This window comes from Rathayibacter sp. VKM Ac-2762, from assembly GCF_009866585.1.
Classification (GTDB): Bacteria; Actinomycetota; Actinomycetes; order Actinomycetales; family Microbacteriaceae; genus Rathayibacter.
Genome location: NZ_CP047419.1, coordinates 2227355 through 2243029 on the forward strand (window position 1 = coordinate 2227355; position 15675 = coordinate 2243029).

The window sequence follows — 15675 nt, forward strand, 5'->3', positions numbered from 1 at the left end:
TGCTGCTGACGAAAGGCCCCCATGGGACGCCTGTCCTACGACTCCTCCTTCGACGCCGACTTCGACGACCGCACCCTCGCGCATCTGCAGATCGTGATCGGATCCAAGCTCACCAAGGACGAGTCGTTCTACTTCAGCTGGAGGGAGTCCGTCAGCGCCGGCAGCGGACGGACGTCGCTCTGGCTGCATCCGGCCATCGCGCTGCGGTTCAAGTACCACGGCGGGCGACCACCCGTGATCAGCGCGGAGTGGGTGCGACTGCTCCTCGGGAACTCCTACGCCCCGCCAGGGCTGCTCGTCCTGCCCGAGCCCGACTCCTCGCGTCCCGAGGGTCGCTCGTCGGCCTGACCGCCGAGCGATCGGCCTGAAGGCGCTCATCTGCACCTGCTCAGAGGACGGCCGACGCCACGGGTGCCGTCTCGGCGACGCCGAGGACGACCGGGCGCGACCGGGCGTCACCGGGTGCCGCGGTCGCGTCTGTCGACCGCCCCAGGAGCTGTCAAGTCTCTCCCCCGTCGGCCTCGGCGCTGCGCACGCTGGGGGCATGAAGCATCTCCTCTTCGCGAACAAGACGATGCTGGTCGGAGACGACGCGGCGGACGCTCTGATCGAGTACGGCGTCGCCCTCGCCGTGAGCAGCACGGCGGACCGCGTGGAGTACACCGGCATCGGCGGCGACGGCGGCACCGTGCAGGCGGTGTTCCTGCTCAACGCCGGCGCCGCCCTGGTCGCCGAGACCACTCCCTCCGATCTCCCGGAGCCGGACAACACGGCCGAGGTCGCCCGCATCCGCGAACGCACCAGGACGCTCACGGGAGTGTTCCCCGTGCAGCCGAGCGAGGACGACATCACCTTCGACGTCGAGCTCGAGCACGGCTTCGGGTACTGACCGGCCCGCCCATGCCCTCCCTCCACGCCTCCTGGCCGACGCTCTGACCGAGGACACGGACGACGCCGAGGTCCGTCGCTGAGCGGCGTCCCGCGCCCCGCTCACGCCGGGGACGATCGCCGTGCTGCAGGCCGTCGGCTTCATCAGCGCAGCGCAGGGGGTCCCCGCCGACACGGCCCTCGCTCTCCTGCTGACGGCGGCGGAGCACGACCGACGCGATCCGCCCGACGTGGCTCGCGATGTCCTCGCGCGCCGCCATCCCCTGGCCGATCCCGGTGACGATCGCGGCGCGTCGGTGACCCCGTGATCACCGCCCTTCCAGAGCCGTGGTCGGTCCGCCGCCAGGGGCGCTGTCTCCCGAGTCCGCGACGTGAAGCGCACCGCGCGCCGCCCGCCCCGCCCGCTGGATGCGCGCCCGCACCAGCCGCTGCAGCAGCGCGGGGTAGAGCTGGACGGCGATCGTCGACCCGAGCAGCCAGGCCGCGCCGCCCGTCGCACCCGTGACCGTCGCGGCGAGGGCGAGCGCGACTCCGACGGCCGTGCACGCGAGGTGCACCGCCTCGGAGCGGCGGGTGTGCTGATCGAGAGCGGTCAGTCCCGCGCGCGTGCCGTCGAAGCCGCGCTCGCGGGTGACGAGGCGGTTCCACCCGACGACGTCGAGCAGCCGGCCGAAGACGCCGACCCCGAGCGCTCGCAGCAGCGCCGGCTCGCGGCGACCCACGTCGAACCAGGACTGCTCGAGCGGACGCGTGCGCCCGCCGAAGGTCAGTGCCGCCCAGCTGGTGAGGACCATCTGCGCGACCGCGGCGAAGACCGGATGCGAGGGTCCGATCGCGGTCCAGCCGGCCGCGAGGAGGGCGGCCGCGAGGACGGTGGCGACGAGGATCCGGATCACGTCCGCTCCCTCCTGCTCGTGCTGCGGTGCTCGAGGTCAGTCCAGCAGATCCGCGGCATCCGTGCGCCGAGTCCTCCTCCGGACGCCCCGCGCCGGGCATCCACCGCCTACTCGGCAGCGCTTCCTTGACACCGCCGCCGGCCGGTCATCATCATGCAGTCACGACCGGCGGCGGCGCGCCACCGGCGTCCCGACAGGAACGGTGCACCGATGCCCACCATGCTCTTCGTCAACCTGGCCGTCGCCGATCTCGCCCGGGCGAGGGCCTTCTACGAGTCGCTCGGCTACTCGATCGACGAGGGCTTCAGCGACGAGAACGCCGTCAGCGTGGTGATCAGCGACACCATCACCGCGATGCTGCTCACGAGGGAGTTCTTCGCCGAGTTCACCAGCAAGCCGATCATCGACGCCACCACCTCGACCGAGGTGCAGCTCGCCCTCAGCGCCGACAGCAGGGAGGAGGTCGACACCCTCCACGGGAAGGCCCTCGCCGCGGGCGCGACCCCGGCCGGCGAGCAGGACCACGGGTTCATGTACTCGAAGAGCTTCGACGACCTCGACGGCCACCACTGGGACTTCGTCTGGATGGACCCGGCGGCCGCGGCAGGCGGTGCGCCGGAGCTGTCCGTCGAGGAGATCCGGGCGAACACGACGCACAGCTGAGTCACGACCCGCGGACTCCGAGCGGTCGACGTCCACGACCCGCGACGGCGCGCCCTCGCAGTCACACTCCGTCACGATCCGGCGCGCACTCCCCTCGGCCTGACAGGCTCCCGGCATCCGCCTTCCGGGCGTCTGGACAGGAGCACACCGTGACGATCACTGCACCGGCGACCACCGCGACCACCGCTGCGGCGACCACTGCGACCATGACCTCCGCGCCCGCACCCCGTGCCTCCGCGGCGGCCGGCTTCTCCACGCGCCAGGTGCACGCCGGTGCCGCGCCCGACGGCGCCCACGGAGCGCGCGTCACGCCCGTGCACCTCAGCGCCGGCTTCGTGTTCGACAGCTTCGAGCACGCCCGCGAGCGGTTCGCCGGCGAGGACGAGGGCTACCTCTACACCCGCAACGGGAACCCGACCACCGAGGAGGTCGAGCGTCGGCTCGCCGATCTCGAAGGCGGCGCCGAGGCGATCCTGGTGGCGAGCGGCCAGGCGGCCACCGCCTCCGCTCTCCTGGGGATCCTTCAGGCCGGCGACCGGGTGCTCTCGTCGCGCCGCTTGTACGAGGGCAACCGCGGGCTGCTGGTGCAGAACTTCGGTCGGCTCGGGATCGGCGTGGACTTCGTCGACGACGCGTCGGACCTCGGCGAGTGGGAGCGGCGGATCGGGCCCGACACCCGGGTCCTCTTCGGCGAGCCGATCCCGAACCCGAAGAACGATCTGCTGGACCTCCCGGCACTGGCCGCGATCGCGCACCGGCACGGGCTGCCGTTCGTGGTCGACAACACGCTCGCGACCCCGTACCTCCTCCGCCCGATCGAGCACGGGGCCGACGTGGTCGTGCACTCGACCAGCAAGTTCCTCGCCGGGCACGGCTCCGCCCTCGGCGGCGTGATCGTCGACGCCGGCACGTTCGACTGGGCGGCGCGCCCCGCGCTCTTCCCGCACCTCAACCAGGAGGAGCGGTCGTTCGGCGGGCGCAGCTGGACCGAGCAGCACGGCCGGCGCGCCTTCGTCTCGTACACGCGGGACATCGTGGTCTCCCGCCTCGGACCGACGCCGTCACCGCTGAACTCCTTCCTGCTGCGGCAGGGCGTCGAGACGCTGTCGCTGCGGGTCGAGCGGCACTCCGCGAACGCCCTCGCCGTCGCCCGCTTCCTCGAGGGGCGGCCCGAGGTCGTGTCGGTCGACTACTCCGGCCTGGGGTCGAGCCCGTCGTTCGCCCTCGCGCAGCGCCTGCTCCCCCGCGGGCAGGGCTCTGTCTTCTCCTTCACCGTGGCCGGAGGCGAGGCGGGCGCGGCCGCCTTCATCGACGCCGTCGAGCTGTTCAGCCACATGACCCACCTCGGCGACGTGCGCTCGCTGGTGCTGCACCCCGCGTCGACCACCCACGCCGGCCGCACCTCCGCCGAGCGGGCCGCCGCCGGCATCCACCCCGGGCTCCTCCGGCTGTCGATCGGGATCGAGGACGTCGACGACCTCCTCCGCGACCTCGAGCGCGGGCTCGCCGCGGTGCGCGCACGCGCCCTCCCCGCGCTCGCGGAGGTGTGAGCGTGGCGCGCCGTCAGCACTTCGGCTGGTTCTTCTCCCGGGGCTTCGGACCGCAGGGATGGGGGCACCCCTACCGGGAGTGGAACCACGACTGGACGAAGCCCGGCCTCTACCAGCAGTCGGCCCGCGAGCTGGAGCAGGCCGGCTTCGAGCTGATCGTGATGGAGGACGCCGTCTCGCTCGGCTCCCCGGAGACGCTCGACCTGCGGGTGCGGGGAGCGTACGGCGGGCCGAAGCACGATCCGCTCCTCCTGGCGCCGTACCTGTTCGCGGCGACCGAGCGGATCGGGCTGGCCCCGACGATCAACGCCGGCATCACGCCCCCGTACCTCGCTGCCCGGCAGGCGGCGACGCTGCAGCACCTCAGCTCCGACCGCTTCGGGATCAACCTGGTCACCGACGTCGGCAGCGCCCGTCACGTGGGCCTGGAGCCGCTGTCGCACGACGCGGCCTACGACCGGGCCGACGAGTGGATGGCGGTCGTCCGCCGGCTCTGGCACAGCTGGGGCGAGGGCGCGCTGGTCGCCGACCCCGGGTCGGGCCGCTACGCCGACGGCACCCGGGTCGACGCGTTCCGGCACCGCGGGGAGCACTTCCGCGTGGACGGCCCCCTGAACGCCGTCCCCTTCGCGAACGGCGACCCGATCGTCGTCTCCCCCGGCGGCTCCCCCCGCGGCCTGGCCTTCGCCGGCACGCAGTCGGACGTGCAGCTCGCGCTCGCCCCTCTGGAGGCCCGGGCGGTGCGCGACTACCGGGCGCGCGTGCTCGCCGCGGCCGAGCAGCACGGGCGGACGGCGGACGACCTGCGCGTGCTCTTCGTCGTGAAGCCCGAGATCGTGTCGAGCCCGGAGGAGGCCGCGCGCGTCGTCGAGGCGTCGCGCCACCCCGACGAGGACGCGCTGCGGCGGATCGCGCTCGGCTGGTCGAGCGACCTGGAGACCGACCTCACCGGGCTGGACCTGGACCTCCCCGTCCCGCGGTCGGTGTTCGGCGAGCACGTCTCGCACGGCACCATCGCCGGCCTGTACGGCGGCACGGAGGATGCTCCGCTGCGGGAGCTGCTGACCAGGAAGGCGTGCAAGGGCCGCGTCGCCGAGCGCGCCGGCTTCGTCGGCACCGCGGAGGAGTTCGCCGACTTCGTCGAGGAGCTCGGCGACGACGGCGGCAGCGACGGGCTCCTCCTCTCCGGGGACCTGCACCCGGTCACCCTGCACCGGATGCTCGACGACCTCGTCCCCGTCCTGCGCCGCCGCGGGATCCTCCGCGACGAGCTCGCTCCCGGCGGGACCCGCGCCAACCTCTTCGGGACGTAGGGGACCCGCCCCCGCCCCTGTCCCTCCTACCGATCGGCCGATCATGACGAACGAACCCGCCTTCAGCACCACCCTCACTCCCTTCGACGAGGACTACTCGCCGGCCCGGAGCTCCCGGATCACCACCAACTTCGCGAATCTGGCCCGCGGCGAGCGCCGCCGGGAGAACCTCCGGACCGCGCTGCGGATGATCGACGACCGGTTGAACGATCTCGTGCCGGGCGACGATCCGAGCCGCGGCCGCTACACGGTCGGGCTCGACATCGTCTCCGTCGGGCTGCGGCTCACCACGGACGGCGAGGACCGGGAGTTCCCCCTGCTGGAGGTCCTGCGCACCCGGATCCTCGACCGCCGCACCGGCCGATGTCAGCCGGGGACACTGGGGAACAACTTCTCCTCCTACCTCCGCGACCACGACTTCAGCGTGCGGCTGCCGGCGGTCAACGCCGCGCAGGCCGGCTTCACCGTCCCCGACGACTTCGGCGTCCTGCACGGCGCGCTCTTCCAGCACTTCCGGGACTCCGCGCAGTACGCGGAGCTCTCGTCGACGCCGCCCGTCATCTGCATCAGCGTCTCGACGAGCAGGACGTACCGGCGCACCGGGACCCTCCATCCGATCCTCGGCGTCGAGTACCGGCAGGACGAGCTCTCGCTGACCGACCGGTACTTCGCGGAGATGGGCCTCGGGGTCCGCTTCTTCATGCCGCCCGGCAGCACGGCGCCGCTCGCGTTCTACTGCGGCGGCGACCTGCTGGAGGACTACTCGGACCTCCAGCTCATCGCCACGATCAGCACGATGGAGACGTTCCAGAGGATCTACCGGCCCGAGATCTACGGCGCGCGCTCGGCCGCCGCTGACGTCTACCGGCCGGACCTGGAGCAGCAGGACTACGTGCGGCCCGCGGTCTCCTACGACCGCGAGGAGCGCGGCCGGCTCGCGGTCGAGCAGGGGCGGTTCGCGGAGGAGCACCTCATGAAGCCGCACGGGGAGCGGCTGCGGCAGTGGGCCGCCGGGTACGCGGGAGCGGTCCGATGAGCGCCCGCGGATCCTCGACGTCCCTCCCGCTCCTGCCCACCTCGATCGCCGGCAGCCTGCCGAAGCCGTCGTGGCTCGCGCAGCCGGAGACCCTGTGGTCCCCGTGGCGGCTGACCGGCGACGCCCTGGCCGAGGGCAAGCAGGACGCCCTGCGCGCCGCCGTCCACGAGCAGCACCACCGGGGCCTGGACATCGTCAGCGACGGGGAGCAGACCCGGCAGCACTTCGTCACGACGTTCATCGAGCACCTCACGGGTGTCGACTTCGAGCGGCGCGAGACGGTGCGCATCCGCGACCGGTACGACGCGAGCGTGCCGACCGTCGTCGGCGCCGTGGGGCTCGAGAGGCCCGTGTTCGCCGACGACGCCCGGTTCCTGCGCGAGCAGACCGATCAGCCCATCAAGTGGGCGCTGCCCGGCCCGATGACGATGATCGACACTCTCTCCGACCGGCACTACGGGAGTCGCGAGAAGCTGGCATGGGAGTTCGCGAGCATCCTCAACGAGGAGGCGCGAGCCCTCCAGGACGCCGGAGTCGACATCGTCCAGTTCGACGAGCCCGCCTTCACCGTCTTCTTCGACGAGGTGCACGACTGGGGCGTGGCCGCGCTGGAGAGGGCGGCGGAGGGACTCCGCATCGAGACCGCGGTGCACATCTGCTACGGCTACGGGATCAAAGCGAACACCGACTGGAAGGCGACCCTCGGGTCGGAGTGGCGGCAGTACGAGGAGTCGTTGCCGCTCCTCCAGCAGTCCTCGCTCGACATCGTCTCGCTGGAGAGCCACCACTCCCACGTGCCGATGGAGCTGATCGAGCTCGTCCGCGGCAAGAAGGTCATGCTCGGAGCGATCGACGTGGCGAGCGGGACCGTCGAGACGCCCGAGGAGGTCGCCGACACCCTGCGCCGCGCCCTCCGGTTCGTCGACGCGGACCTGCTCCTCCCGAGCACGAACTGCGGCATGGCGCCGCTGCCCCGCGACCTCGCCTGGGGGAAGCTCAGCGCGCTGAGCGCGGGAGCGGCGATCGTCCGCGAGGAGCTCGCGCCCTGACCGGCCTCCGGGGAGACGGGTCACGGCCGGCCCGTCTCCCCGGAGGTCCCGCCCGCCTCACCCCTCCGCTCGCGCCTCCTGCGCCGCGATGTCCTTCATCGCCAGGTCCGCCCGGCGGAACTGGTCCGTCTCCGGAAGCGCGAGGTGCAGTCCGGCGACGGTAGTGAGCGAGACCGTCACCTCGGCCACGGTCACGTCGAGGACGTGCCCGCCCTTCTCGCGGGCGTCGTCGACGTAGTGCAGGTGATACCCGGGGACCGACACGGCCTGCTCGAACTGCGGAGTGCGGAAGCCCGCGATCGTGCCGCGGGTGTCGGCGATGCCGGTGACGCTCTGGTGGGCGGTCGCCTCGATCAGGGGCGGGTACGGCTCGGTCTGCGCGCCCACGGTCCGGGTTCGGACCTCGGTGAACCGGCCGTCGATCCGCAGGGCGACGGGGATGTTCCCGCCGTCGACCGCGTCGTCGATCAGCCGGGTGAGGCCGGCGAGACCGGTCGGCTCCTCCACCGTGAACGTCGTGGTCGCGTGGAAGGGCAGCACGGCGGCGAAGGGCGTCCGGTCGTCGCCGTCCGCGACCTGGACGGAGCCGTCGCTGCGCAGGTGGTAGCAGACGCCGTCGACGATCACCATCTCGCCGTCCAGGTGGTTGAAGGTGCCCAGGCCGAGATCGCCGTGGGTGAGCAGCTCGCGGATCGTCAGGTCCCCGTCGTAGACCCCGGCCAGCAGCGCGGCCATGGTCGAGCTCTGGTAGATCGCGTAGTCGTCGGTCGAGTCGACCGTGTGCGTGCTCATTCGAAGGCGTCCTCGACCAGGTGGGCGGCGATGTCGACGTTGCGGCTGTAGTCCACCGCGACGTCGATGATCGAGACGCCCGGCTCGGCGAGGGAGGCGCGGAAGGCCTCCTCGAACTCGGCGAGGCCGCTCACCCGCCTGCCCGTGGCGCCGAACGCCGCCGCGAACTTCTCGATGTCGTAGTCGCCGAGCTGGACCCCGGACTTGCGGCCGTACTTCAGCAGCTGCTGGAAGCCGACCATGTCGTAGGTGTCGTCCCGCATGATCACGTGCGTGAACGAGAGGCCGAGCCGCGTCGCCGTCTCGATCTCCGTCGCGGAGAACAGGAAGCCTCCGTCGCCCGAGACGGAGACCACCGGGGTCCCGGGGCGCAGGAGGCTCGCCGCCATGCCCCACGGGAAGGAGACGCCGAGGGTCTGCTGCCCGTTCGAGAAGAGCAGATGCTTGGGCTCGTACACCCGGAAGTGCCGGGCCATGAAGATGTAGTTCGAGCCGATGTCGCAGGCCACGGTGGCGTCGTCCGAGAGCAGGTCGCGCATCAGGAGCACGAGGCGGGCGGGATCGACGGTCCCGGGAGCAGCCTCGGCCGTGCGCGCCGCGTCGTCGATCCGCTCCAGCTCGCTCCGGTGCCGGGCGACCCGGTCGGCCGCGTCCTCGTCGAGCTGCAGGCCGGAGACGAGCGGCGTGAGGGCCGCGACGGTCTGCGCGAGATCGCCCTTCAGCTCCAGCGCCGGCAGGTAGTGGTTGTCCAGCGGGGCGTCGACGGAGTCGATGTGGACGATCCGGCGGTCGACGTCGCTGTTCCAGATCACCGGGTCGTACTCGACAGCGTCGTAGCCGATCGCGACGACGAGATCGGACTCGGCGAGGGCGAGGTCGGCGGGCTGGTTCTTGAACAGGCCGACGCGGCCCAGGTAGTGGTCCTCGAGCTCGCGGGAGACGAGGCCGGCCGCCTGGAACGTCTCGATCACCGGCAGCTCCGACTCGCTGATCAGGACCCGCAGTGCCGCCACGGTCGCCGGCTCCGACGCGCGGAGTCCCACGAGGAGGACGGGCCGCTCCGCGGTGTTGATCAGGTCGGCGGCGTGGGTGAGGTCCTCGGCGCGCGCCGGACCGCTCGTCGACCCCGTGGCCGCCCGGGTGATGACCTGCGAGGTCGGCGCGGCCATCACGCTGGCCGAGAGGACGACCGCTGCGGCGCCTCGGGGCTCGGTGACGGCGGCGCGGAAGGCGTTGCTGACCGCCTCCGAGACGTCGTCCGGATCCGTCGACTCGACCGTGTACTTCGTCACGGTGGAGAGGAAGGCGGCCGCATCCATCGACTGGTGCGTGCGCTTGAGGCGGTCGGAGAGCTGCACGGCCCCGGCGAGCGCGACGACCGGGTCCTGCTCCGTGTTGGCCGTGAGCAGGCCGGTGGCGAGGTTGGTCGTGCCGGGGCCGGAGGTCACGAGGACGACGCCCGGGCTGCCCGTCAGCCGTCCCACCGCGGCAGCCATGAAGGCGGCGTTCTGCTCGTGCCGGCAGACGATCAGCTCCGGCCCCTCGTCGGCGAGGACGTCGAAGACCGCGTCGATCTTCGCTCCCGGGATCCCGAAGACGTACTTCACGCCGTTGGCGGTCAGGGTCTCGATCACCCGCCGTGCACTGCGCGTCTCGACGTTCGGCTGCTCCATGGTCCGCTCCGCTCTCTCCTCGGTTGTACCGACGAGCGTAGGAACGGGGGCACCCGGAGCGACCCGGTCAGATGACTCGTTCCCACCGGTGCATCTCCGGCGGCGTACCGATCGCAGTGACGGAGCGCTCGGGCGGGACACGCTCGGCTCCCCCGCCGACGGTCTGCTCCGAGAGTCGTCCGACGCTCGCCGCGACGTCCCCGGTCGTGATGGACTTGCCCGCATGATGATCTCTCCGCGCGAGTCCGCGCACGACACGAAGGCAGGCGTCTGATGGCCGAGGAGCGCGCGATCCTCGCGGGCGGATGCTTCTGGGGGCTCCAGGAGCTCATCCGCGACATGCCGGGCGTCTTCAGCACCCGCGCCGGGTACGCCGGCGGCAGCACGCCGAACGCGACCTACCGCCACCACGGCGACCACGCGGAGGCGGTCGAGATCGAGTTCGATCCCGAGCAGCTCTCCTACCGCGACCTGCTCGAGTTCTTCTTCCAGGTGCACGACCCGACGACGAAGAACCGTCAGGGCAACGACATCGGCACGGCCTACCGCTCCGTGATCCTCTTCCTCACGCCTGAGCAGGAGAGGGTCGCGCGTCAGACGATCACCGAGATCGACGCGTCGGGCCGCTGGCCCGGACCGGTCGTCACCGAGGTCGAGCCCGCCGGCGAGTTCTGGGACGCCGAGGAGGAGCACCAGGACTACCTGCGCAAGCACCCCGGCGGCTACACCTGCCACTGGGTCCGGCCGAAGTGGGCGCTCGACGCCTGATCCCGGTCACGCGGGACGCGGGGCCCCGGGCTCCGCTCCCGCGGGCACGGCTCGCGCGCGGTGCGCGAAGAGAAGCACGACGGCGACCGCCGAGAGCACCAGGGCCGGCGTCGGGGCCCAGGCCGGAGCGAGCGTCACGGTCGCCGCTCCGACGACCGCCCCGCCCGCGAGGCTCGCGACGATGAGCGCCTGGAGGGTCCTCGACCCGGACGAGCGCTCGGCGAGCTCCTGCATCAGGCTCGTGAGCGTGCCCGTGACGAACGTCGTCGTCAGGCCGGCGGCGCCGGAGATCCGCTTCGCGAGCACGGTCTGCAGTCCCAGCGCCGCCGCGCTGGTCGCGATGAACGCGCAGTCCACGAGCAGCGACGTGCCGCCCTGCACCGTCGGCCAGGCGACCGCGACGGCGAGCTGCAGGACGACCCCCACGAGCGCGATCGCGCGGAGCGGACGTCTCCCGTCGCCGGTCGACGGCGTGCGCGCCCGGGTCGTGCGGAACCCGGCGTAGACCGCTCCGGCGAAGAAGACGATCGCCGTGACCGCTCCGGCCGCGGTCGTCAGCCAGGCGGAGCGGGGGTACAGCCCCAGCAGCACCAGGTTGCCCGTCATGTTCGCGGTGAAGATGCCGCCGAGCAGGAGGAACGCGAACGCGTCGGTCGCGCCCGAGGCGATGGCCAGCAGCACCAGGGCGAGCCTGAGGCGCGCGGGGCCGGTCACCGCCGTCACGCGCGGCCCTCACCCATGGAGCTGCCGCCAGGTGACGATCTGCTCGCCGCGGAGCTCGTAGCTCCCGAAGCAGCGGAGCCAGTGGCCCTCCCCCGTGTCCGAGCGGAGGTGCAGGGCGTGCTCGGTGAGGACGACGCTGCCGGCGACGGCGATCGTGACGAGGGCGATCCGGATCTCGGTGAACGCCCGGTGGACCTCGTCGCACATCTCGAGGACCCGCGCCCGCCCCGCGATCTCCTGCGAGCTCGACGCGCTGTAGACGACCTCCGGATGCAGGAACGGGATGAGCTGGCGGCTGTCGCGAGCGCTCCACACCTCGAGGAAGTCGCGCACGACCAGCTCGTTCTCGATCATCGCGACGCCCCGCACCGACGCGTCCTGCCAGCTCTCGGCCATGGGTCCTCCCGCCGTCCTCGCACCGACACTCGTCGATGGCGACGAGCCTGCCCGAGAGCGCCCCGGGCGCCTACGCGTCGGATGACCCGATCTCCCCGCCGGCGGGCTCACCGCGCGTGGGCCGTGGCCAGCTCGCCCCAGTGCGTCGTCGCCCGGAGCGAGAGGGCGTCGCGCTTCATCGTCCACACCGGCCCCGTGCGGATGCCCGCCAGCCCGAGGCCGACCGCGGACCGGCCGTGGCGCTTCGTCACGGCGTCGATGGTGGCGCCGAGGCCCTTCGTGTCGAAGGCGGTGTCGAAGATCTCGAGCAGCGCGTGGGAGTTCCGCGGCGACAGGTTCGTGAGGATGACGCCGGCCCGCACGTAGCGCGCGCCCTCCCGCAGCCGCGGGCGCAGGGTGCCGATCGCGGCCCTCACCATCGCCACCGGGTCGTCCGTGGGGACGGGGAAGCCGGCCAGGCCGCCGGCGGACTCGTAGGGCGCGTCCGCGAACGGCGACGTCGACGCGAACACGCTCATCGTCCTGGTGACCGACTCCTGCGCTCGGAGGCGGTGGGCGGCGCGCTGCGCGTAGACGGAGAGCACCTGCTCCATGTCCGCGATCGTCGTCACGGGAGTGGCGAACGACCGGGAGAAGATCAGCTGGTCACGGACGGTGCGAGCGGCCTCGAGGGGGATGCAGTCGACGCCGCGCAGCTCGTAGACGGAGCGCTGCAGGACGACCGAGAACTTCTTGCGGATCAGCGCGGGGTCCGCGTCGCGGAGGTCGCGGACGGTGTGGATGGACAGCTCCGCGAGGCGCTTCCCTGTGCGGCCGGCGACTCCCCACAGCTCGGTGACGTGCTGCGAGGCCATGAGCACGTCGAGCTGCTCGGGCGTGTACCAGTCGGTGTCGCAGACGCCCCCCAGGCGCGGGTGCTTCTTCGCTCCGCCCTTGTTGACGAACTTCGCGAGAGTCTTGCTCGGCCCGAATCCGACGCAGACGGGCAGGCCGACGTTCTTCGCGACGGCCGCCCGCATCGCCCGGCCGATCTTCGCCCGCTCCGCCACGTCGCCGTCGACGCCGAGGAAGGACTCGTCGATCGAGTACACCTCCTGCCAGGCGGAGTAGCGGCCCAGCAGCTCCATCACGCGCGCGGACAGCTCGCCGTACAGCTCGTAGTTGCTCGATCGGGCGATCACCTTCGGGAGGCGGCCCGAGCGGATCAGGGGTTCGATCTGGAACCAGGGCGTGCCGTTCTCGATCCCGAGCCTCTTCACCTCGTCGGAGCGGGCGACCACGCAGCCGTCGTTGTTCGAGAGGACGACGACCGGCCGGCCTGCGAGCCTCGGATCGAACAACCGCTCGCAGGAGACGTAGAACGAGTTCACGTCGACCAGGGCGATGCGCCGCTCAGAGCGCACGGTGCAGCCGGTGGAGGCAGACGGTGACCACGCCCCACACCTGGAGGTCGCTCAGCTCGGCGACGTGGATCGGCGGGTACTCCGGGTTCTCGGCCCGCAGCACCACTCCCCCGGGGTGCAGCTCGAGGCGCTTCACGGTCAGCTCGCCGTCGAGGATCGCGATGACCACGCTCCCGTGCGTCGGCGTGATCGACCGGTCGACCACGAGCTCGTCGCCGTCGCTGATGCCCGCGCCGACCATGCTCTCGCCCGAGACGCGGACGATGAACGTCGACGTCCTGTCGCGGATCAGGTGGTCGTTGAGGTCGAGGGACCCGTCGAAGTAGTCCTGCGCCGGCGACGGGAATCCGGCCGCCACCGCCTCGCTGGTGACGAGGAACATGACGGCGACGGCGTCCGAGGCCGGGGTCGCGATGCGCTCCACGACGGTCACGCCCATGGTCGGCCCCCTCCTCGTCTCATCGAACGTGTGTTCGAACGCGTCCGAGTGTAGGTCGGGGGCACCGACATTCGGGAGGCGCTCGGCGCCGTCCTGGACCGCCGGCGCGGAGGATCACCGGCGACGCCGCTGGGAGCACGGAGGAGTGGCGCGTCGGCCGACGCGAGCCCAGCCTCCCTGGAGCCTTCTCCGGCACGATCCGACCTCATCCCCACGGATCGCCCGAGCGCGCACGCCTCCTCGACCTCGCGCGCGGCCCCGGCTGGCGGGAGCGCTTCGGCGACGACTCCCTCGGAGCTCCCTTCCGCGCCTGGCACGACGAGCTGCGGTCCGCCCGGATGGACACACGGGACGTCCCTCTGGACGCCGCCCCCGAGCGGCGCTGCCTCGGCTCCCTCGTCCCCGCCTGGGAGGCCGGACTGACGACGGTGGTCACCCTCCCCTGCCGCGGCGAGTACACGCGCGCCGTCTCCGGCACGGTGCTGATCCTGACCGACAGCGACCACCGGGACCCGGACCGCTACGCCGCCGCGCTCCGACGGTTCGCCGACGGCTCGCCGGAGTGACGGACCCCCGCCACTCCCTCTCCGTCGCCGCTTCCGTCACCCCCGTCAGAGTCAACGGACCCCTCGTGGTTGACGAGCGCACTCCCCTGCACTTGCCTCCCATCAGGGGGCATCGCAGTCACGCGCTCTCCTACGTGCTCCATCATCGAATCCCGGGGGGACTCCACCATGACCGTCACATCACGACGATCCACCACTCATCGCCGCTGGCGTGCCGCACTCGGCGCTGGTCTGGGCGCCGCCGCACTCTTCGGCAGCCTCCTCGTCGCCGGGCCGGCGCAGGCCGCCGGGACGCAGACCCTGCTCGCCCTGGGCGACTCGATCTCGCGCGGGGCGGGAACCTGCAACGGGACAGGTGACTGCGTCGCGAGCAACTGGTCGACCGGAACGAACCCGGCGGTCGACTCGATCGCTGCGCGTCTCGAGGCCTCGAGCTCGACCACGAGCCTGACGACGGTCAACGCGGCGAGGTCGGGCAGCTTCATCGGCGGCGTGGGCGCCAAGATCGACGAGGCCGTCGCGGCCGGCGCGGAACCGGACTACGTCACGCTCCTCATCGGCGGGAACGACCTCTGCCAGACGTACGACATGACCTCCGTCGCGGGCTTCACCTCCTCCGCGAAGGGCGTGATGTCGAAGATCGCCTCCGCCTGGCCCGACGCCACCGTGCTCGTCGGCTCGGTTCCGAACATCGCCGCGGAGTGGAACACCGTCAAGGCGACGAAGGGCGCCGTGATCTGGCAGGCGGCGGACCTGTGCGGGAAGTTCCGCGGCGTGAACGAGGCCGGAGTGCAGCAGACCGGTACCCAGTACACAGCCCTGCTCGCAGAAGCGGCGAGCCGCGCGACCGCCTACAACAGGGCGCTCTCCGACGCCTGCGCCGCGACGACGAACGACTGCAGATGGGATGGAGGAGCGCTCTCGCGCATGGCCGTCCCGGCGAGCGCCGTCTCGACCGTGGACTACTTCCACCCCAGCGTGTCCGGTCAGGCGACGATCGCGAGGACCACCTGGGAGGCCTGGGGCCTCTCCGGTGACTCCGGAGGCACGCCCACGCCGACCCCGACGCCCGGTGCGGACACGACCGCCCCGTCCGTCGTCATCACGTCTCCCACGACAGGGACGACCGTGGGCTCGAGCGTGACCTTCGTCGCCTCCTCGACCGACGACGTCGCCACGACCCGGGTCAGCTTCTGGAGCGGCTCGACCAGGCTCGGCGACGCGACCAGGGCGTCCAACGGGACCTGGCGCCTGACCGTCTCCACCTCCGCTTACCCGTCCGGCACCTTCAGCATCACCGCCCGCGCGTTCGACGCCGCCGGCAACGAGGGCCGCAGCACCGCCATCAGCATCAGGCACTGATCCCCGCCGCTGACGCTCGGACCCGGTGACCGGGCTCGAGCGTCTTCGACACGAAGAGGCCCGTGACGACCAGTGCCGTCACGGGCCTCTCCGTGTCACCCTCCAGGCGCCGCTCCTCTCGCTCGGCCGCAGAGCAGCGCCCGTCGCCGGCGGATCGT

At 72.0% G+C, this 15675-nt stretch carries 18 protein-coding genes; 11 read left to right on the forward strand and 7 right to left on the reverse strand.

Features of this window, described 5'->3' with window-relative positions; genetic code table 11:
- Positions 1-21 precede the first annotated feature (21 nt).
- The 3 genes from GTU71_RS10500 to GTU71_RS10510 all read left to right on the forward strand — a co-directional run bounded on the left by GTU71_RS10500 (position 22) and on the right by GTU71_RS10510 (position 1196).
- Complete coding sequence (locus GTU71_RS10500) at positions 22-348, forward strand: ATP-dependent DNA ligase (RefSeq protein ID WP_104283984.1); 327 nt, start codon at positions 22-24, stop codon at positions 346-348.
- A gap of 196 nt (positions 349-544) precedes the next feature.
- Entirely contained in the window at positions 545-889 is a 345-nt protein-coding gene (locus GTU71_RS10505) for a hypothetical protein (RefSeq protein ID WP_159939978.1), read from the forward strand.
- Positions 890-1010: 121 nt separating this feature from the next.
- Positions 1011-1196, forward strand: coding sequence for a hypothetical protein (locus GTU71_RS10510; protein ID WP_159939981.1), 186 nt, complete (start codon positions 1011-1013; stop codon positions 1194-1196).
- On the opposite strand, the gene GTU71_RS10515 is transcribed toward GTU71_RS10510, so the two are convergent.
- Positions 1197-1784 carry a hypothetical protein gene (locus tag GTU71_RS10515; RefSeq protein WP_159939983.1) on the reverse strand — a complete coding sequence of 196 codons (588 nt, stop codon included), beginning with the start codon at positions 1782-1784 and terminating at the stop codon, positions 1197-1199.
- A 210-nt stretch (positions 1785-1994) separates the two neighbouring features.
- On the opposite strand from GTU71_RS10515, the gene GTU71_RS10520 reads away from it, so the two are divergent.
- The 5 genes from GTU71_RS10520 (at position 1995) to GTU71_RS10540 (ending at position 7395) form a co-directional block, all read left to right on the forward strand.
- Complete coding sequence (locus GTU71_RS10520) at positions 1995-2447, forward strand: VOC family protein (RefSeq protein WP_159939985.1); 453 nt, start codon at positions 1995-1997, stop codon at positions 2445-2447.
- A 206-nt stretch (positions 2448-2653) separates the two neighbouring features.
- A complete protein-coding gene (locus tag GTU71_RS10525) occupies positions 2654-3997 on the forward strand; it encodes a PLP-dependent transferase (protein ID WP_159941200.1) in 1344 nt (447 codons plus the stop codon).
- 2 nt (positions 3998-3999) lie between these two features.
- A complete protein-coding gene (locus GTU71_RS10530) occupies positions 4000-5310 on the forward strand; it encodes an LLM class flavin-dependent oxidoreductase (protein WP_159939987.1) in 1311 nt (436 codons plus the stop codon).
- Between the two features lie 43 nt (positions 5311-5353).
- The gene (locus GTU71_RS10535; protein WP_159939989.1) at positions 5354-6346 is read left to right on the forward strand and encodes a putative oxygenase MesX; all 993 of its coding nucleotides are present in this window, start codon (positions 5354-5356) and stop codon (positions 6344-6346) included.
- Positions 6343-7395, forward strand: coding sequence for a methionine synthase (locus GTU71_RS10540; RefSeq protein WP_159939991.1), 1053 nt, complete (start codon positions 6343-6345; stop codon positions 7393-7395). Before GTU71_RS10535 ends, GTU71_RS10540 begins: the two co-directional genes overlap by 4 nt.
- Before the next feature lie 57 nt (positions 7396-7452).
- On the opposite strand, the gene budA is transcribed toward GTU71_RS10540, so the two are convergent.
- Together budA and alsS are read right to left on the reverse strand one after the other, a co-directional pair.
- Entirely contained in the window at positions 7453-8187 is a 735-nt protein-coding gene (gene budA / locus GTU71_RS10545; protein WP_104223295.1) for an acetolactate decarboxylase, read from the reverse strand.
- Positions 8184-9860 (reverse strand): acetolactate synthase AlsS, encoded by a 1677-nt coding sequence (gene alsS / locus GTU71_RS10550; protein WP_159939993.1) that lies wholly within the window; start codon positions 9858-9860, stop codon positions 8184-8186. The genes budA and alsS overlap by 4 nt, the downstream gene beginning before the upstream one ends.
- A 273-nt stretch (positions 9861-10133) precedes the next feature.
- Between alsS and msrA the strand changes: the two genes are divergently transcribed.
- Positions 10134-10628 carry a peptide-methionine (S)-S-oxide reductase MsrA gene (gene msrA, locus GTU71_RS10555; RefSeq protein ID WP_104317869.1) on the forward strand — a complete coding sequence of 165 codons (495 nt, stop codon included), beginning with the start codon at positions 10134-10136 and terminating at the stop codon, positions 10626-10628.
- Positions 10629-10634: 6 nt separating this feature from the next.
- On the opposite strand, the gene GTU71_RS10560 is transcribed toward msrA, so the two are convergent.
- From GTU71_RS10560 to umuD, 4 genes are all read right to left on the reverse strand, one after another.
- Positions 10635-11351, reverse strand: coding sequence for a YoaK family protein (locus tag GTU71_RS10560; RefSeq protein ID WP_104274393.1), 717 nt, complete (start codon positions 11349-11351; stop codon positions 10635-10637).
- Positions 11352-11360: 9 nt separating this feature from the next.
- Entirely contained in the window at positions 11361-11747 is a 387-nt protein-coding gene (locus tag GTU71_RS10565) for a nuclear transport factor 2 family protein (protein WP_104247117.1), read from the reverse strand.
- A gap of 107 nt (positions 11748-11854) precedes the next feature.
- On the reverse strand, positions 11855-13150 hold the full coding sequence (locus GTU71_RS10570) for a Y-family DNA polymerase (protein ID WP_159939995.1): 1296 nt from the start codon (positions 13148-13150) through the stop codon (positions 11855-11857).
- A complete protein-coding gene (gene umuD, locus GTU71_RS10575; protein WP_244230689.1) occupies positions 13140-13532 on the reverse strand; it encodes a translesion error-prone DNA polymerase V autoproteolytic subunit in 393 nt (130 codons plus the stop codon). The genes GTU71_RS10570 and umuD overlap by 11 nt, the downstream gene beginning before the upstream one ends.
- A 395-nt stretch (positions 13533-13927) precedes the next feature.
- Between umuD and GTU71_RS10580 the strand changes: the two genes are divergently transcribed.
- On the forward strand, positions 13928-14155 hold the full coding sequence (locus GTU71_RS10580) for a hypothetical protein (protein WP_159939997.1): 228 nt from the start codon (positions 13928-13930) through the stop codon (positions 14153-14155).
- A 168-nt stretch (positions 14156-14323) separates the two neighbouring features.
- A complete protein-coding gene (locus GTU71_RS10585; RefSeq protein WP_159939999.1) occupies positions 14324-15517 on the forward strand; it encodes an SGNH/GDSL hydrolase family protein in 1194 nt (397 codons plus the stop codon).
- The last annotated feature ends 158 nt before the right edge of the window (positions 15518-15675 follow it).